The sequence below is a fragment of the Oceanisphaera pacifica genome, assembly GCF_017498065.1.
Taxonomy (GTDB): Bacteria; Pseudomonadota; Gammaproteobacteria; order Enterobacterales; family Aeromonadaceae; genus Oceanimonas; species Oceanimonas pacifica.
The window spans coordinates 224681-244109 of sequence record NZ_JAGDFX010000003.1 but is presented as its reverse complement, the minus strand read 5'-3'; the positions used below and the strand labels follow the sequence as shown (position 1 = coordinate 244109).

The window sequence follows — 19429 nt, the reverse complement described above, 5'->3', positions numbered from 1 at the left end:
AGACTCACCGCTTACATTGCCATTAAATGACTCCGACCCCTTTATGGTTGTTTAGGCAAATCTATGCCGAGTACGATTGGCAAACCACACCAGCGATAGCATAACGGGCACTTCAACCAATACCCCCACCACTGTCGCTAACGCGGCCCCCGAATGCAGACCAAACACACCAATGGCGACCGCCACCGCTAACTCAAAAAAGTTAGAGGTACCAATCATACAAGCAGGAGCGGCAACGGCGTGGGACAGCTTAAAACGATACGCCAGCCAATACGCCAAGGCAAAAATACCGTAGGTTTGTATTAATAACGGAATGGCAATCAGCACTATTACAAGCGGCTCGGCCATAATTGCAGGCGCTTGCAAACCAAACAACAACACCACTGTGGTCAGCAAACCCAAAATAGACCAAGGCTTACAGCGCTCGGCCAAGTAAGACACTGGCAAGGGTTGTGCCTGTTGGCGTTGTACTTTTTGCCAAATAAAGCGGGTGGCCACACCGGCAACTAATGGCAACACCACATACAACAACACCGATAATAACAGGGTATTCCACGGCACTTGAATTTCGTTCATCCCCAGTAATAATGCCGCCAAAGGTGCAAATGCAAACACCATGATCAGGTTATTAATTGATACCTGCACCAGCGTATAGTTGGCATCGCCCCGCGTGAGCTGGCTCCATACAAACACCATAGCGGTACAAGGCGCCACGCCCAGCAAGATCATGCCGGCAATGTATTCCCCTGCCGTATTAGGGTCTACCCAAGGCGCAAATAACACTCTAAAAAATAACCAGCCAATGGCCGCCATGGTAAAGGGCTTAACTAACCAGTTGATCACTAAGGTTAACAATAAACCTTTGGGCTTTTTACCCACGTTTTTTACCGCGCTAAAGTCAATTTGCAGCATCATGGGGTAAATCATTAACCAAATCAGCGCCGCCACCACTAGATTCACGTGAGCATACTCTAGCCCGGCAATTAGGTTAAACACACCCGGCATTAAGGAGCCTAATAAGACTCCCACCACAATAGCTAACCCGACCCACACCGATAAAAACCGCTCAAATACACCCATCTAACATTCCCCGTTCATGCGATACGCCTTACATTATGCGCAATACCAACACACCAATACTGCTTTGCGTATCTGGTGTCTTGTATAAGCTTGCGTAAAAACTAAAGAGCGCTTTGATTCACTCTGGCCATTAACTGCTCGGCAGTTTCTACCCGCTCAGAATAACGATTGGTTAAATACGCGCTGTTATCACGGGTTAATAAAGTAAACTTCATCAGCTCTTCCAACACATCCACAATGCGATTGTAATAAGATGAGGGCAACATGCGGTTATGTTCATCAAACTCATTAAACGCCTTGGCCACCGATGACTGGTTAGGAATAGTGAGCATGCGCATCCAGCGCCCTAAAATGCGTAGCTGATTTACCGCATTAAATGACTGAGAGCCACCACACACCTGCATTACAGCCAAGGTTTTACCTTGGGTGGGTCGCACCGCACCTAAGCTTAACGGGATCCAATCAATTTGGCTTTTCATTACCCCCGTCATGGCACCGTGGCGCTCGGGCGAACACCACACCTGCCCCTCAGACCAAGTCACTAAGTCTCTTAGCTCTTGTACTTTAGGGTGTTCAACATCGTCACCGTCTGGCAGCGGTAAGCCGTGCGGGTCAAATATTTTAATCTCGGCGCCCATGGCAATAAGTAAACGCGCAGACTCTTCTACCACCAAGCGGCTAAACGAGCGCTCGCGCAAAGATCCATACAACAACAAAATACGTGGCTTATGGGTACTGGCCTCTGGCCCCAATGTAGAAAAATCAGGTATTTGAAACTGTTGCGTATCAATATTAGGTAAACTTAAATCAGTAAGGCTCATGCGTTCACTCCTGTTTTTTGTAAAGACTGGGGTAAGGCTTGTTGTAGGGAATGACCCCATTGCTCAGGCGCTTGGCGGGCAATGGCCAGTAATTGTTCGACTCTGTGCTCTATTTGTTGAATGGTCTGGCGAAAGGCGATGGCTTTTTGTTCTTCGCTGCCCACCAATTTAGAAGGATCAGCCAAGCCCCAATGCACCACCAGGCAATCACCAAACCAAACAGGACAAGTTTCTTGCGCCGCCGAATCGCACACCGTAATCACCACATCGGGAGCAAAGTCGGCAAACTCATCCCACGACTGGCTTTGTAACCCCACCGTGGCAATGCCTGCCTCGGCCAAATAAGTCAGCGAAAGCGGATGCACCTCACCACTGGGCTGACTGCCCGCGCTTCTGGCTTCTAGCAGCCCTTGGCCTTTGTGCTGCGTTACTGCCTCAGATAAAATGCTACGGCAGCGATTATGGGTACAGATATATAAAATTTTCATTAGTTACGCTCACATCGAGACACATCGTTCGTTAATTGTTGGGTACACTCACGCAAATAATCAGCATGTTGCTTGGCCGTATTCGCCAACACCTCGCGTGCCCAGTCAGATAAATGCGGGTGCAAACGGTAATACACCCACTTACCCCGGCGCTCATCCATTAGTAGCTCACATTTGCGTAGCTCGGCTAAATGACGAGACACCTTAGGCTGGCTTAACTGCAAGGCTTGTTGTAAATCACACACGCACAACTCTTGATGCATACTAATCAGCAACATCGACTTTAAGCGCGTGTCATCGGCAAGGCACTTAAACAACACCAATGGCGACATATCTTATCCTCCCAACTCACATGCGGTTTATCATATATATGATAAACCGCATGTCAATATTTATAGATTGGGTTTTAATTTCACACCTTGCAGGGTTAGGAGTAGTATTGGGACTCACCTTCGCAACATTAAGGAAGCTCAAGTGGAACCAATTCGCCTGACTCAATACAGCCATGGCGCAGGCTGTGGCTGCAAAATTTCTCCCAAAGTATTGGGTACCATTTTACACAGCCAGCTGCCGCACTTTAATGATCCCAACTTAGTGGTAGGCACCAGCAGCCGAGACGACGCCGCCGTAGTGGATGTGGGTAATGGCATGGGCATTATCTCGACCACAGACTTCTTTATGCCGATTGTGGACGACCCTTTCACCTTTGGTCGCATTGCCGCCACCAACGCCATTAGCGATGTGTATGCCATGGGTGGCACCCCAGTGGTGGCCATTGCCATTTTAGGCTGGCCGGTCAACCTGCTCGCCCCCGAGATTGCCCAACAAGTGGTAGACGGTGGTCGCCAAGCCTGTAGAGATGCCGGTATTTCGCTGGCGGGTGGCCATAGCATTGACGCCCCCGAGCCTATTTTTGGCTTAGCCGTTACCGGTCAAGTGCCACTCGATCAAATAAAGCGTAACGACACCGCCGCCGCCGGCGATATTTTATTTTTAACTAAGCCGTTAGGCATTGGTATTTTATCTACCGCACAAAAGAAAGGCGTATTACTGCCCGAGCACGCAAGCCTTGCTGCAGACGTCATGTGCCAACTTAATAAACCCGGCCAAGACTTTGCCAAACTGTCGGGAGTGAACGCCATGACAGACGTGACCGGCTTTGGTCTTATGGGTCATTTAGTGGAAGTGTGTGAAGGCGCCAATGTGAGCGCGAGATTGCAGATGGAGCACATTCCGCTGCTGCCTGGTGTGGATCATTATTTACAAGCCGGTGCCGTACCCGGTGGCACCTTGCGCAACTTTGATGCTTACGGCGACAAACTGGCTCCCTTAACCCCACGCCAGCAACAGCTGTTGTGCGACCCCCAAACCAGTGGCGGTTTATTAGTGGCGGTTAAGCCAAGTGCGGTCAATGACTTTTTACAACTGGCCGAACAACACAACTTGCAACTGAATGCCATTGGCGAGCTTATTGACGCCGGCGAATACCGCATTGAGGTGCTGGGTGAGTGAGTTAAGCCAAGGCTGTGCATTAACGGATGATTACGAACAATTATTAGCCAATGATACTCCCCTGCTGGATTTGCGCGCCCCCATCGAATTTATTGAAGGGGCCTTTCCTAAGGCCACTAACTTACCACTAATGAGTAACGACGAACGCGCACAAGTGGGCACCTGCTATAAGCAGCAAGGGCAAGCTTGCGCCATTGCGCTTGGCCACAAACTGGTGGCCGGTGAGTTGCGCCAGCAGAGGCTAACGGCTTGGCTTAATTGGTTAGACGCCCACCCCACAGGGGTAATTTATTGCTTTAGAGGGGGCTTACGTAGCCAAACCGTGCAGCAATGGTTAGCACAAGCGGGTCGCCCCGTTACTCGAGTAAAAGGCGGCTATAAAGCCCTGCGTCGGCGGCTAATTACCGAGCTAGACACCGGCTTTGAGCAGCCAGGTTTTGTGTTATCGGGCTTAACTGGCAGCGGCAAAACCGACTGGCTGACACGCAGCCCCTTGTCGTTAGACATAGAAGGCTTCGCCCACCACAGAGGCTCCAGCTTTGGTCATTGGGCTGAGCCTCAACCTACCCCCATCAACTTTGAAAATCGCTTAGCCATCGCCCGCCTTAAACAGCGCCGTGCCGGCATTGAGTCTTGGTTAGTGGAAGATGAAAGTGCCATGGTCGGACGCTGCCCCTTGCCCAAGCGTTTATATGAGCGCATGCAGCAAGTGCCTGTCTTGTTATTAGAAGTGCCATTCGAGCAGCGTGTAAAACAAATTCAGCACGACTATGTAGAGGTTATGCTGGCGCATTTTAACCAGGATATTTCACGGTTAAGTGGATACTTGCAAGATAGCTTAAAACGTTTGTATAAACGCTTGGGCGATAGAGACTGGCGCCGATTATCGCAACAAATAACCGATGCCATTAATCAGCAAATTTTAGGCTTTGGTTGCGACGGCCATCAAGAGTGGATAACCGAGCTTCTTGGCCGCTACTACGACCCTATCTACCGTCATCATCAAGCCAGCAAAGAAGATCGCATAGTCATGCGCGGCAACGAAGACGAACTCGCCCACTGGCTAAAAGAGCATAAAGGGGTCGGAGTCATTTAATAGAAATTTCACTTCAAACTAAAGGCTACATGCTCACAACCGACTGTTTTTTATGGCGTTAGCTACCTGCTGGTCTAATAACTGACGCCACCTGGTTGATAAAATGACTCCGACCCTTTTTCGGTTTAATCACAGTCGTCGTCCTCTTCTATTGTCTCCGACACCTCAGGTGCGGCGACTATGGGTGCCAGCACAGACACAGCGGCCTGTAGTTAGACGGCGCTTTTGCCAATTAGCAACAAAACCAAAACCGGTGTTTTCTTTAACGTAAGGCGTACCGCGTAAAACGTACAGCGCTCTTTTGGTCGAATAAATTCGACCCTACACTCGGTTGTATTTTCTTTAACTGAAAGCTGACCGCTTACGGCTGAGAGCTTTCACTTCGGCCGTCATTGCGAGGAGCGTAGCGACGCGGCAATCCATAACGGGCAGCAATAAGCTTGAAGCTGGAAGTAAAACCGAAAATAATAGATAGCTTCCAACTCTAAGCTTTCTATTAACGTAACAAAGCCACGACTTCACTCGCGGGCATGGGGCGGTAATAAAAATAACCTTGCACGGTTAACGGGCCAAAATCAGCAAGAGAGTCTAATTGCTCTTGCTGCTCTACCCCTTCCACCACCAAATTAAGTGATAACTCTTGCGCCAAACTAACAATGGTTTTTAATAACAAATGCGCGCGCCGGCTTTGGCTGGCTTCGACCATAAAAGTACGGTCAATTTTTAGCTCATCAAGCGGAAACTGATGTAAAAACGCCAAAGCAGAATAGCCAGTGCCAAAATCATCTAACGATATTTTAAAGCCAAGCTCTCGTAACTGACCTAACATAGCAATGCAGTTATCAGTATGCGCCATCATGGTGGTTTCGGTCACTTCTAACTTAATGCACTCTGGGGTAATGCCACAGCGTTTAATACAGGCTTGCAACCATTCAACAAAATCCGGCTCACTAAATTGCGGCGCACTTAAGTTAACCGACACTACCGGCACCAAAGTCGGTAATTGATGCCACTTAGCCACCTGCAAGCATACTTGCTCTATCACCCAACGATCTAGGCATACCGAAAGTCCGCTTTGCTCGGCTATGGGAATAAATTCAGCCGGCGATACAAAACCCAGCTTGGGGTGTTGCCAACGAATTAGCGCCTCCATGGCCATTATTTTGCCATCAACCGGCCTTACCTGCGGCTGATAATGTAGGCTTAGCCCTTCACCATCGGTATGATTAAGTATGTGATGTAAGCTGTGCTCTATATTTAACTCGCGGTGGTGCAAGTCGTGCTGGCGTAAATCTACAAACTGAAAGCGGTTGCGCCCCGCGCGCTTAGCCATAGCATGTGCATGCTCTGCAGCTTGTAATAAGCCGGCGTTATCTTCACTGTCTCGCGGGTACACCGCAATACCAATACTGGGCTGTAAACTCACTACATTGTTGTCGGCCAGCACTATGGGTTGCGACATTAATCCCAGTAATTTATCAGCCAAATGCGCCATGGCGGCGTCTTGAGCACGGCTGTGGCGAATAATGGCAAACATATCCCCTTGCAGGCGCACTAAGGTGTCGGCTTCATCCACCGCCGCTTGTAATATGCGCGCTTGCTGGCGCAAAATATCATCACCCCAGGCTAGGCCTAGTTGTTCATTAATTTGTCGGAAGCGACCAATATCGACCACCATTAACGCAATGCGAATATGGTTGCGCTCAGCCTCAGCCAAGGCCTGATCGAGACGACTGGTAAATAACTGCCGATTACCCAGCTGGGTTAAAGGGTCTTTAAAGGTAAACAAGCTTGGTTCATCGCGCACTGACCTTTGATTGGTCAAATCACGGCCAATGGCCACATGGTGCGTGACTGTGCCCTGTTCATCTTTAAGGGTATTAATGGTTAGCCACTGTAAATAGACCTCGCCCGATTTACGGCGATTCCACACCTTGCCACTCCAGCTGCCCGTCTCATTCAACTGCTGCCACATGGCTGCGTAAAAGCTTTGACCATGACGAGAAGACTGCACCAAGCTGGGTCGATTGCCAATGGCCTCTTCAGCGCTATAACCGGTAATGTCGCTAAAGGCTTTATTGACACGCTCTATGGTGCCATCGGCCGTGGTTACCATTACCGACTCTACCGAGTTCTCCAACAAGTGTTGCAACAGCTGGCGTTTAAAAAACACATTATAAGGCGCAGGCTGAGTGGCACTAAATGGTTCATACGCAGAAGAAGCCAGCGTTAGCTGAGCTTTTTTAAAAGGTCCTTTTTGATCTTGTGTCGTGTTTTTCACTGTGGGGCTTCCTTACCTAACGACTGAACACAGCTGACATTAAGCATATGTGTACAATAAGTAAAATTATTGTATCAACCAATATCTTGAAATCATAGCGTGCAGCTGTGTGATCCATCACACTAATCTGGTGAACGCACTAATATAAACGTTATTGCTCTGTGCAATTTGCGCTAAGTCAAACTTACCACATAAGCAATAAAAAAGGCGCCGTAGCGCCTTTGTTATTATATTGAATATTCGCTTACCCCACACAGAGCATTATTTAACGTTATTGCTCGCGGCGATAAATCACGCTGCTATTACCGGGGCTGTTGCCAAATCTAATTTGGCCTTCGGTGGCAGCATCACCTAAAGGCTTAAGCCACGGGAGCCCATTTAAGTTCAGCTGATACTTAATGGTGCTGGCAACACCCGGTGCGCCAACGTTTAAACTGATCAGCCCAGCTTCCATAACTGCCTTTTCACCCGTACCGGTTGCTGTACCTCGGTCTAATCCTGCATCAACGTTCACTTGACCATTCACGACTAAAGTTGGGTGAGTGTAGTTATGCTCAGGAAAACTCACCTTGTCCGTCATCGTCAATGTCGTCCAGTTATCTTCTGAAAAGTCATCCCAGCCACCATCAGTGCCTTTTTGACTATTCCAATACTGGATTTGTAATGGCGCCGATAAAGCTTCATTCACTGGGCCACTCGCATCGGGCGCCTCTATCTGTCCATGGCTTACCGTTTGCTTGCCTAATAACAATTTATTACAACCCGTACTTTGGCTACAGTTATTATCTACATTTGACCCGCGAGTATCAAACAACTTACTTAGTTCCGCTTTTTTACCGTCTTTTGTTTTTTCACCATCATTAAAATCGAGCTCAAAGTCCAACTCATAAGGACCATCAGGGCTACCGTTATTACGTATAAATTTGCTTTCTTTTATACGACTAAAGTTCAGCTCTCCCTTACTCCAAATATTGCTAACATTGTGGAGCTTAGGGTGGATACGATGGTTATAATCTTGGTCATTCACCCAATCATTTAATTCTACCTTGGCTTTAGCCCACGTGTTTAATGTCACATTGCCTTTCGCAAAGGCACCCACGTAGTTTTTCACGGGGTCTTCGGCTTTATTTTCCGCCCTAAGGTCAAAGTTGATATCAAAAGTCTGATCCATATAGCTTTGTGTCGTGTCACCATTATCTGACTCAACTGTGCCGTTATATAGTACGAAACGCTCAGGATAGAAGCGACCGATAGGTTGACTGGTTCCTGCTTCTATCGGCAAGTCTGATCCTAAGTATTTTCCTTGAGGTGTCGCTATTACTTCAAACACGCCCACCTCACTAATCGCAACAGTAACACCTTTATCTTTCATCTCTTCTGTAGAGTTTTTAAAATCAACAGCACTGTCTGCAGTATGGGTATAAGGGCTTGGTTTAATCTCACCTAGTTCTTCTCCACTTGGCGCCAGTAAGTTTAAAGATAAATCGACATCTTGAACGTAGTTTTGTAATGCAGGCATAGAGCAAGCATCATCAACTGTTTCATTGAAGCCATAAGCTTTAATATTAAGCGCGAAGTCTTCACCGGCGGCAACAAAAGGCGGACAACTGGCATCAGCGTCAGAACATTGCCCTTGGCTGGCTACACAGAGACCTTTAGGAACGGTTACTAGGCTGCTCGCACCCGAGATAGCCTCCCCTACTACTGTCGCTTCAATATTGTTCTTTCCTGCCTCTGGATATAAAAATGATACCGTTGCTTTACCATCTTTACCAAATACCACGTCTTTAACCGTAATAGAACCGCCCTGTTTTAGCTCATGATTTTCATCTTTATTAGTGCCTTGGCTTTTATTAGTGATCGTTAAGCTAGGCGAAGTTTCCAGTTCTTCTGGCTCTGAATGAGACATTTTAAAAGTTACATCTTTAATTGTCTCATCTTCACCTTCATACATGGCAGCACAGGCATCTTGTGGCTCTAGCGTGGCTTCAACAACCTGACCTGCATAAGCATCATCAATGGTCAGCTTTAATTCTTTACCTTCAGAGGAGAACAAAATCTTACAATTCCCCTGCGAATAGCCACTGTTTCCTACCTTGCATAAAGTATCTTTAAGTAGCGCGGAATCTGGGTTAGAGCTTAATATATCTAGCGTCGCATCTTTTAAGCCCTTTAAAGATAAAGATGTACTACGTTTAAAGGTCACTTCGTTACCACCCGTCCATTCTAGAGCGCCATAGTCATCATCTAACACCACACTAACGGCTTTATTGTATTTTGTTGCACAGTCTTCACTCACACAGGCGGTAATGGTTACCTGCTTCTCCCTACATGAAGGGGTTGTTTGCTCAGCAAAATCAAACCTAAAATGATCTATTTGTACATCTACATCATTAATGCGCGCAGCACAGATACTAGTATTGTCAAGTTCATGAATATTCACCGAACCACCGGTAGAACCCGTAATAGTAAAATAAAAGCTCTCTGGCAGTTCTGCCTGACCATTCAACCCCAGCACATTAAGCTCATTAATTAACACGTCTTCATAATCTTGAGAATGATTAGGATCTTTGTTTCTTTTTACTGTTACGAGAGCTTTACCTTTCACCGTGCTGTCGAAGGTAACTTGGTAGCGATGCGGTCTAGGTTCACTGCTGTATTCAACACACTTCCAACCCCAACTCCATTCCCAATTAAAACATTCTCTTTTACTATCGATGGTAACGTCACTTTGATGATCACTGGCAAGTACGTTATATCCTGATTTCTTGCTACCTGAACCTCTAAGCACAACGCTATGAGGTTGTTGCCTGCTCTGTTGAACATCGCCCCCCTCACGAATAAAGTTACCGTACTCATCAATGCCGATGGCCATCCAACCACCAGCAAAGCCATCGCTGGCATTGGCTCCTGACTTACGAAAACCGTAACCAAGGGGACCACCGTCGGCGCCAGGTTTAGGCTTTACGGCCGTATCTGAAAACACGAGTGCAATGCCGTCTGCCCCTCGACTAGGCTCATTACTAGTTTTTTTGCTGTCTTTTTCCACCCAAGCGTAATGATCAAACTCAACAACAAAGCGATTGTTTTTTGCAGGAAATACTTTTTGGTAGCTTATCGCCATTGCCTGTCTTTGCTTACCTTCGGTTAACCGCAGTCTTTTATCGACTATGCTGGGCGAAAAGTCAGGTTGGTTACTTAATCTGGCCCATGAGTCGTTGATGCTGCCACCCTGATTAAAATCATCAAAAAAGCATTGTTCGACTGTGCTTTGCACATTTCCATTAATAACAGCGTTATCTTCCATGAGCAATCTTTTAGCCGTTACTCTGCCATTAATTATCACATCATCCTGTAAATCCAAATCATCTCCAGTATAAATATAACCATCTATACTGGATTCACCTTGTATTTTTATTTCTTTTTTAGCATACACATAAAATTCGCTACCTAATGATCTTTCCACAACAGCATCATCAAACCCAACACTCTGCTTCAAATAAAAATGCAAAGTACCGTTAAGCTTAGCCATTGATTTATCGAACTTAAAACTGTCTTTTACAAATACATTTACATTACCATCAAGAATAATTGTAGAATCTTGAAAATCAAAATCATCCTTGACATAAAAGTCTATATCACCAGTGAAAAACAAATTACTGTCTTGCACCGTAAAACTATCTTTAACAAAGATGCGCACTTTACCATCAGTATCAAATGACAGTTCTGAATAATCTTGGTAGTCTAAACTTTCAACCTCATAGTCACCACTTGTTAGCCTTATGGTCTTATTTACAATACCCGGCCAAGGCTTTTTGTTATCAGCTGACTCATTGAAGTTAAAAACATTTGAATCTATTTTTTCTACTTCATTAGCGTCACCAGTGATGTAACATTTTTTACCGTCACATTTATTCTTACCGTCTTGTATGTCTTGACTACAAAAATCAAGCGGCTGCCCCGATAGGTTGTTTATTTGTGTATCGTCTTGCATGTCGAGCTGTGTGGATACGTTACGACCGTTACAGCTGTGCCCTTGAGCTACCGCAGGAAACAAGGCGCTGTTATCTATATCTATCGCACTTGCCGGTTGCGTGGTGATTAGCACAGCTAATAAAGAAGCTGATAACGAACTGACTATCCTTAACATAAAAACTCCTTATTGAGCCTCGGCCGTTAATGTGCGGCTAACGGCGAAATCTGTGCTGGTGTCGTCCTTGGAATGGCTGGCAGTTAATGGTTCACCGCAGTTGCCTTCACTTTTGATCGTATAGGTTTTGCTATCTGGTACCGTAGTGCAAGTTACGGTCGCAGTGCATTGATCCAGCCCTTTAATATCGTCAAATGGCAGAGAATATTTATCGATGTTGTTACACATCTCCGCGACGGCAGTCGGATTATCCTTGTCTGCATTACCCACTTTATAAAAACCATACTCTAAGCCACTTTGGGCCGCCATTAACGCGCGGGTGGCGCGTACTTCTACACTGGTTTTTTGACTGCTGTCTGATAAAAAGCTGCCCATAGTGGTCACCAATAATGCGAGTACTACCATCATAAATACAACAATTAGCAGCATACTGCCAGCTTGCTTTTTGGGCACTGTGTTAGGTAAGCCAGATATTGGGTTATGGCGCATTATACAGCCTTATTTTATGACTAAAGCTAATGTGTTCGTTATTGTTACTGGCGGTTAAGTTAAAGGTTAACTGCGAATATAAATCTGCGTCTTCACCTGTATTGCTGCCCTCGGAGAAATCTCCCTTGGAAATATGTTCGGCCATGAGTACTGGTTGGTCAAAAGACTCGCCAATCAGCCCATTGGCTCGAGTAAGTTTTTTTTCTGCCGTAATGCAGTAACGCACTTGGTCTTTGGCAAAAAATACTCGTTGATTACTGGACCTTGATATTTTATCGACCGAAAACTCTAAGTCTGTACCATTTGCAGGTATTGGTTCAGCAATAATCTGCACTGCGCAAGCGGTGTCCGCTGGGGCATCAAGACAAACTTGGTCTCTTGAGTCTAAACCGATGGGCGAAATAATCATCCAGCTGCTGGGGTAATATTCAAGCTTATCAGTCCGGTGACCACTTTCATCTAACTCATCGGGTCGAGCGGGTATAATCACGTTATCTTTTGTAGAGGGTGTGCCCGGCTCAATATCTGTATAACGCCGAGCGGTGTCGATAGGCCAAAAACGCACACAAGCATCAGTGCCTTTTTTATTACCTGCTATATCTTCAATACGCAATGAGCCGGGTACGGCGTTGCGCACTTCGCGGTTGAGTCGCTCTATGCCAAAGCGCACATCGCTCATTAATTGCTCGCGATCTTTACCTTGCTGATAGATACCCACGCTATTGGTGATAAATTTAATCGAAAACACCGACACCACCGCCATAATGGTCATGGCGATCACCAGCTCTATTAGGGTAAAGCCGCGCTGTTTACTAATAGGAGCGCTGGTAGCTGAGTTTATGAAAAGGCTCATGGGTAGTTACCCCTTAGTACCGCATATTGCCATACGTTGCCACTGGGTTGGCGTACGGCAATCTCTATTTGCTTAGCGGAGTCTGCTTGCGTGTCAAACACATGGGGCTTAACGGCAATGTTCACCATAAAACCGCTATAAGCATTACTGTTATCATCACATTGCTCGGTAAACCAACAAGCGGCAATCCAGTCATTATTGCAGCTGCTGGGTTTAAAGCTGGCCGCACAAATGGCAGTGGTATCGTAATCATCCACATCATTAAAATCGGCTAATGCTAACTCAGCAACATCAGGCCCATAGTTTTCTGGCAGCGTACATAGCTCTGCATTGGTAGTGCCACAGGCAAGATGGCTATTATTGTGATCATACTTTTGCAGTGAAATATCGTTTAACAAGCGCTGCGCCAATTGTGCAGCGCGCACTTCCATCGCCGGATCAACGGTTTTAGGTGCTAGGTTAATCAGCATGGCCAAGGAGCCAGCCATCAAAATACCCAGCAACACAATGCCTAATACTAGTTCGAACAAGGAAAAGCCCGCTTGTTTATTCGAAACCGTCATTAAGTGCGCACCTTTATAAACCATGTATATAACCCTCCGATTCGATGCGCAGTTTATATTTATTGCCAACAAGTAATTCACAGCCGCTCTCGCAATCAGTAACAAGTTGTCCATTGCTACCATAAAGCTTTGGCTTGCCTAAGCGGGTAAAAAGGAGAGAAAAATTAGTCCGTGTATTTACGGTAATAGCGGCATCGGCATTATGCATGCGTCGCCAAGCTGAGGTGTCACTAAGGTTAGCACTACCGACCGGATCGGCATCGGCACTGATAACATCAGTAATATGGGCAAAGCCCGTTTGACCATTTTGAGGTTGACCCACCACCAAGCGCGTACGCTGAGTTTGAGGCTCATTCATATTCATGGTTTGCACTAACCGCAACCGAGACACTAACGCATCGCGAGTCGTAATATTGCCAGTATCGGCATTGCTAAACAGGCGTGGCACTGCCACAGCGCTCATTATGCCAATCAGCAACAGCACTAATACTAATTCAATTAGCGTAAAACCACGCTCTATCTGCATAAATTTTATACTTCATAGAGTGAGAAAAAAGGCGGCCTAAGCCGCCCTTGTCGATTATTGGTTATTAACAGCCTGAAGTTTCAGCTTCTACTTTGGCCGATGTTCTAGCGCCGCCTTCAGGTTTTAAAGCTTCAGTATAACGAACATAACAATTCGCAGAATCATTAGCTGCATTAGGAGATATTAATAATACTCCAGCTGATGTGTTAGCTACAGCCTCAGTAGGATCAAAATCATAACGGGCAATATCAAATTCTTCTAGAGTACCTAGAATACCGTCTTTCCAGTCATTATCTGCAGTGCCGATTTTAGGAAAACCCGCAGTAAATCCAACATTAAAGTAATCTCCTACTGTATCCTCACCAGCTGTTGCAGCACCAGCAACATTATATTTACCTTCAATCTGCGCCTTAGCATTCGCCATTGTCATACCCGTCGAAATAGAACTCTTCATGGCATTAAGGTTGGCACTATAAGCATCACCTTGTAGGTTAAATAACTTAGGCGCTGCTACTGCACCTAAAATACCTAAAATAACGATAACGATAACTAATTCAATTAGGGTAAAACCCGCACTTCTTTTCATATTTTGTTCCTTGCTCTTGTTGTTATAAACCGTGTTGGTTGTAAAAATGACTGTGCCACTTTAAAGCATCAGTGTACACAATAATGAATAAAGTTATTAGTAATAATACCGCTCCGCTTGAGGCTATTCAACCGTTGTTGTTTAAATATTGGGCAGTGAACAGGGATTGGTGGTTTAATCACTGATCTTCTATTCCCTAATCCCTAGTCCCTAGTCCCTAGTCCCGAGTCACCAATATAAAATGGATTGCCGCGTCGCTACGCTCCTCGCAATGACTGTAAGGGCAGCTTTAAGCCGTCAGCTATCAGCGGCCAGTTTTTTGTGCGAATAAATTCGCCCCTACCAATACAATTCGACCGCTTCACCCTTAGCAGGCCTTAATTCAGATCTTATCGCTATTTTTCCGTGTATTCCGTGTTCTTCCGTTGCAAAAGGGTCTTAGGTTTAGCTTATCTGGGCGCTTGGAGCCGGGCGCCGGGCGCTATGTTTTGCCCATTCTTTTCGTACCGCGTATGGCGTATGGCGTAAAGCGTACCGCTGGCTGTTACATGGATTGCCGCGTCGCTACGCTCCTCGCAATGACTGTAAGGGCAGCTTTAAGCCGTCAGCGATCAGCGGCCAGTTTTTTGTGCGAATAAATTCGCCCCTACCAATACAATTCGACCATTTCACCCTTGATAGGCCTTTATTCCGATTTTATCGCTATTTTTCCGTGTATTCCGTGTTCTTCCGTTGCAAAAGGGTCTTAGGTTTAGCTTATCTGGGCGCTTGGAGCTGGGCGTCGGGCGCTATGTTTTAGCCCACTCTTTTCGTACCGCGTATGGCGTAAAGCGTACAGCCGCCTGTTACATGGATTGCCGCGTTGCTGCGCTCCTCGCAATGACTGTAAGGGCAGCTTTAAGCCGTCAGCTATCAGCTATCAGCTATCAGCGGTCAGTTTTTTGTGCGAATAAATTCGCCCCTACCAATACAATTCGACCATTTCACCCTTAATAGGCCTTTATTCCGATTTTATCGCTATTTTTCCGTGTATTCCGTGTTCTTCCGTGGCAAAAGGGTGTTAGTTCTTGAGTGATTAGTGATTGGGGATTGGGGATTGGGGATTGGGGATTAGAGAACCACGCTTATCTGTCGGTTACTATTCCCTATTCACCAGTCCCTAGTCACTGCCTTTCAGCTTTTTACTGATTCACCAAGCCCACCATGTCCCACATGGGGGTAAATATACCCAGTGCCAGCGTTAACACCATGGCAGAGATAACCACTATTAATATCGGCTCTATTTTAGAGGTTAAGTTACTAATATCGTAGTCCACTTCTTCTTCATAGAACTTGCCGGCTTCCATCACCATTTGGTCTACGCGACCGGTTTCTTCACCCACTTTAAACATCTGTAAAATCAGTGGGGTAAATACCTTACTTTCTTCTGCTACCGCCGATAAGCTGCTGCCCGATGCTAGTTTATCGCCCATTTCTAGAATAGCTTGAGTTAAATAGGCGTTGCCGGTGGCATTACCGGCCAAGGTGAGCACTTGTACTATGGGTACGCCCGAGCCAAGCATCATCGAAAAGCTGCGGCAAAAGCGCGCTAATAATATACGATTAACCAAGGGGCCAATAATGGGAATGCGCAATAATAATCTGTGCCAGCGTAACCGGCCTTGCTTGGTTTTTACGTAACGCAGCAGCAACATTATTACCGCTATAATGCCCACCACCATGTGCCAAATATAGTTAGTAAAAAACTCAGAGGTAGCAATCAAAATTCGAGTGACCAGCGGTAACTCAGAGCCCATGCTGGCAAAAATACCGGTAAAGGCCGGGATCACATAAATATTCACCACCACCATGGCCGCTACCATGGCAATACTCACAAACATGGGGTAGCGAGTGGCGGCTTTTACCCGACGTTTGGTGTCTAGCTCTAACTGAAAATAATGCGCTAACTGCAAAAAGGCTTCTTCTAATTGACCGGTACTCTCCCCTACTTCAACCAGTGACACAAATAAGGTATTAAAAATATGCGGATGAGCGGCCAAGGCATTAGCGAGCGTTTGGCCTTGGTTAAGTGCCGTTACCACCTCGGTTAGTGCCGCTATCAATACTTTATTGTCTGTGGTATCGCGCAAGCCTTCTACAATACGCAAAATAGGAATACCGGCGCGGGTGAGGGAAGAAAACTGCCGACATAAAATTAATAACACTTCGAGTTTTACACCGCCGTGTAAAAACGTCTGCCATTTAAAGCTGTTTTTGGCGCTGCTGCTGGCTTCTTTAATTTCAACCGGCATTAAACCGGCATTTATTAAACTGTCGGCGGCGGCTTGCTCTGTAGCGGCTTCTAATCGGCCTTTATTTAGCTCCCCTCGCGTGTTGCGGGCACGGTATTCAAAAAAGGCCATTAGTCTATCCACTCACTTAAGCGCAGCACTTCACTTAGAGCAATGTCACCGGCTTGAGCCAGCTTAAGGGCCGCTTTGGCCAGAGTAATGTAGCCCTTATCGTTGGCCACGAGCTGGTTAAAGCCGTCTATGTTTTGCTCACGCAAGCAATCGGCCATCTCGTGGGTAATTTCTAACCATTCATAAACCCCCACTCGCCCTTTAGCACCGGTGTGGTTACAACTGGCACAACCCTCGCCTTGGTAAAAGCCGGTGTGACTGGCCGCTGGGCTTAAGTATTGCAAAAACTGCTGTTCGCTTTGCTCAAGCTGATGCTCTACTTTGCAGTATTCGCATAAGCGACGTACTAGGCGCTGCGCCAATATGCCTTTTAAGGTACTGGCCACCAAAAAGCCCGGCACGCCCATGTCCATTAAGCGCACCGCCGAGCTTGCCGCATCGTTGGTGTGCAAGGTAGAAAGTACTAAGTGACCGGTCAGTGCGCCGCGCATGGCAATTTCGGCAGTTTCTTGGTCACGCATTTCCCCAATTAGTAATACGTCTGGATCTTGGCGCAGGCTGGTACGCAAGATAGAGGCAAAGGTTAAGCCCGCTTTGGTATTCACCTGTACTTGGTTAACTCGTGGCAATTGATATTCTACTGGGTCTTCGGCGGTAATAATTTTTAGCTCTGGGGTGTTGAGCTCAGTTAAAGCCCCATAAAGGGTAGTGGTTTTACCGCTCCCTGTGGGGCCTGTAACCAAGATAATACCGTTGGGCGCGGCTAACTTGCGGCGAAATTTAGTCAGTAGCTCGGGGGGCATGCCGGCTTTGTCTAGGCTGCGAATACCCTGAGATTGATCGAGCAGCCTCAGTACTACGGCCTCACCAAATTGTACTGGCATGGTGGCCATACGAATATCTACAGGGCTGTCTTTTATCGTTAAAGCAAAGCGGCCATCTTGAGGGAGGCGACGTTCTGAAATATCTAACCCGGCCATAATTTTTAGCCGCGAGACAATGGCAGGCCCAATGTTCACCTCTTTTAGCTCGGTTTCTTGCAAGCGCCCGTCTACTCGCATCCGAAAACGGATCAACTTTTTATCAGGCTCTATATGAATATCTGACGCGCCCACTTGCAGGGCGTCTTCAAACATCGAATAAAGCAGCTTGGCTACGGTAGCGTCGCTGTCATCTAGCCCAGCCGCTTCCATTATTGGTCGGCTGGGGGCATTTTCGCCTTGTAGCTGCTCGGCCAAATGGGCAATGTCGTCGGTGCGCCGGTATAAATGATCGTATAAATCAAATAATTGGCTTTGCAACGCAACCGCTAAGTGTACTTCTCGGGGTGAGAGTAAATTGCTTATCGCATCTTGGGTATCAAGATCGGCGGGATCAGACAGCACTACGGTGGCGTCTGTGTCGCTGGCTTCAATCACCAATGCTCGGTGGCGGCGCGCATACACTTCTGATAATAATTTGACGGCTTTGGGATCAATGTCGATTTTATTAAGATCAAGCAGCGGCAAGCCCAGTTGCTCGGCCACAAAGCCCAGCAGCTCAGGCTCGGTTAATATGCCCATTTGCACCATAAGCGCACCAATACGCCCGCCTTCACGCTGTTGCTGTTGTAATACCGCGTCTAGCTGTTGTTCGGTTATTACCTCATGGTCAATTAACAACTCACCCAGGCGCTTAGTTAGCTTGTGTTTGGACATTGTGCTCCCCTTGCTGCAATTGTGTTAGCTGCTGCTCTACAAAACGTTGTGAGGCTTGGCCTAAATCGGCACTGGCTCGCGCCTGTAAAAAAGCCGAGCTAAAGTCTTCCCCTAACTCGCGCTGGCATAAACCCAAGCCTAACCACCAAGCGCCGACTCTACTGTGGGTAAGTAATTGCTGATACGTAGTAATGGCTTGATGGCACTGATTGCTACGCCTGGCCATATCGGCTTTTAGGCTGTAATAATCGAGGTGCTCGGCCAAGGGCGGTTGCGCCTCATTGAGCAGTTGTAAAGCAGCACTATAGCGGCCTTGCTCTGCTAATAACCGCGCTAAGGTCAGTCGTAGATCAGGCTGCTGAGGCGCCAAGTGTAGGCCTTGTTGTAGTACTTGGCTGGCTTGGCTTAGCGCGCCACGGCCATACATAAGCGAGGCTAAACGCAAACGCAACTTATGCGCATCGCTAAATTCCCCCAAGGCTTGCGCCAGTGTGACTTCGGCCAGCGGCCAGTTATTATTTGCAAGTGCAGTATCAGCTTGGCGGTTAACTTCATTTAACCATTGCTTGCGCGATAGTTTGACCTCGCTAATGTCTAAACTGCTAGCAACGCTTTTTGTAGTTACGCCTGCACTAGGGGCCATGGCTCTGTGAGTCACAGTGGGCGGTGTGGGTGCATTGGGCGCCACTTGTTGTAAATATTGGCGCGCAAGGGCGTCCAGCTCGGCCTCTGGTGCGTTAACCATTAAATCGGTAATGGCTACCTGATTATTGGTTACTGGATTATTGGCCACTGACTCTGTTGCTTGAGCACGGGCTTGAGAGAGCAGCGTTATTGCTAGCAGCCCCAGCACAACCGTTATCATGCTCAAGTTGTATGGCCTTA

Annotated in this window: 16 protein-coding genes; 2 read left to right on the top strand and 14 right to left on the bottom strand. The window is 46.9% G+C overall.

Annotated elements, in window-relative coordinates:
- Positions 1-51: 51 nt before the first annotated feature.
- The 4 genes from arsB to J3U76_RS03815 form a co-directional block, all read right to left on the bottom strand.
- Positions 52-1080 (bottom strand): ACR3 family arsenite efflux transporter, encoded by a 1029-nt coding sequence (gene arsB / locus J3U76_RS03830; protein ID WP_208004505.1) that lies wholly within the window; start codon positions 1078-1080, stop codon positions 52-54.
- A gap of 101 nt (positions 1081-1181) precedes the next feature.
- Entirely contained in the window at positions 1182-1901 is a 720-nt protein-coding gene (arsH, locus tag J3U76_RS03825) for an arsenical resistance protein ArsH (protein ID WP_208004504.1), read from the bottom strand.
- Positions 1898-2389, bottom strand: coding sequence for an arsenate reductase ArsC (locus tag J3U76_RS03820; RefSeq protein WP_208004503.1), 492 nt, complete (start codon positions 2387-2389; stop codon positions 1898-1900). Before J3U76_RS03820 ends, arsH begins: the two co-directional genes overlap by 4 nt.
- Complete coding sequence (locus tag J3U76_RS03815) at positions 2389-2721, bottom strand: metalloregulator ArsR/SmtB family transcription factor (protein ID WP_208004502.1); 333 nt, start codon at positions 2719-2721, stop codon at positions 2389-2391. The genes J3U76_RS03820 and J3U76_RS03815 overlap by 1 nt, the downstream gene beginning before the upstream one ends.
- A 142-nt stretch (positions 2722-2863) precedes the next feature.
- Between J3U76_RS03815 and selD the strand changes: the two genes are divergently transcribed.
- On the top strand, positions 2864-3901 hold the full coding sequence (gene selD, locus J3U76_RS03810; protein ID WP_208004501.1) for a selenide, water dikinase SelD: 1038 nt from the start codon (positions 2864-2866) through the stop codon (positions 3899-3901).
- On the top strand, positions 3894-4997 hold the full coding sequence (gene mnmH / locus J3U76_RS03805; RefSeq protein ID WP_341534304.1) for a tRNA 2-selenouridine(34) synthase MnmH: 1104 nt from the start codon (positions 3894-3896) through the stop codon (positions 4995-4997). The genes selD and mnmH overlap by 8 nt, the downstream gene beginning before the upstream one ends.
- A gap of 496 nt (positions 4998-5493) precedes the next feature.
- Here the strand turns inward: mnmH and J3U76_RS03800 are convergent, their stop codons facing one another.
- From J3U76_RS03800 to J3U76_RS03755, 10 genes are all read right to left on the bottom strand, one after another.
- Entirely contained in the window at positions 5494-7278 is a 1785-nt protein-coding gene (locus J3U76_RS03800; protein WP_341534303.1) for a putative bifunctional diguanylate cyclase/phosphodiesterase, read from the bottom strand.
- 271 nt (positions 7279-7549) lie between these two features.
- Positions 7550-11428 (bottom strand): DUF6701 domain-containing protein, encoded by a 3879-nt coding sequence (locus J3U76_RS03795; protein WP_208004499.1) that lies wholly within the window; start codon positions 11426-11428, stop codon positions 7550-7552.
- 9 nt (positions 11429-11437) lie between these two features.
- Complete coding sequence (locus J3U76_RS03790) at positions 11438-11917, bottom strand: MSHA biogenesis protein MshP (RefSeq protein WP_208004498.1); 480 nt, start codon at positions 11915-11917, stop codon at positions 11438-11440.
- Positions 11907-12770, bottom strand: coding sequence for a PilW family protein (locus J3U76_RS03785; protein ID WP_208004497.1), 864 nt, complete (start codon positions 12768-12770; stop codon positions 11907-11909). The genes J3U76_RS03790 and J3U76_RS03785 overlap by 11 nt, the downstream gene beginning before the upstream one ends.
- On the bottom strand, positions 12767-13333 hold the full coding sequence (locus J3U76_RS03780) for a type IV pilus modification PilV family protein (protein WP_208004496.1): 567 nt from the start codon (positions 13331-13333) through the stop codon (positions 12767-12769). The genes J3U76_RS03785 and J3U76_RS03780 overlap by 4 nt, the downstream gene beginning before the upstream one ends.
- Before the next feature lie 13 nt (positions 13334-13346).
- A complete protein-coding gene (locus J3U76_RS03775; protein WP_208004495.1) occupies positions 13347-13859 on the bottom strand; it encodes a prepilin-type N-terminal cleavage/methylation domain-containing protein in 513 nt (170 codons plus the stop codon).
- A 64-nt stretch (positions 13860-13923) separates the two neighbouring features.
- A complete protein-coding gene (locus J3U76_RS14600; protein WP_208004494.1) occupies positions 13924-14445 on the bottom strand; it encodes a type II secretion system protein in 522 nt (173 codons plus the stop codon).
- A gap of 1181 nt (positions 14446-15626) precedes the next feature.
- On the bottom strand, positions 15627-16847 hold the full coding sequence (locus J3U76_RS03765; protein ID WP_208004493.1) for a type II secretion system F family protein: 1221 nt from the start codon (positions 16845-16847) through the stop codon (positions 15627-15629).
- Positions 16847-18544 carry a GspE/PulE family protein gene (locus J3U76_RS03760; protein ID WP_208004492.1) on the bottom strand — a complete coding sequence of 566 codons (1698 nt, stop codon included), beginning with the start codon at positions 18542-18544 and terminating at the stop codon, positions 16847-16849. The genes J3U76_RS03765 and J3U76_RS03760 overlap by 1 nt, the downstream gene beginning before the upstream one ends.
- The gene (locus J3U76_RS03755; RefSeq protein WP_243454059.1) at positions 18522-19409 is read right to left on the bottom strand and encodes a tetratricopeptide repeat protein; all 888 of its coding nucleotides are present in this window, start codon (positions 19407-19409) and stop codon (positions 18522-18524) included. The genes J3U76_RS03760 and J3U76_RS03755 overlap by 23 nt, the downstream gene beginning before the upstream one ends.
- Positions 19410-19429 lie beyond the last annotated feature (20 nt).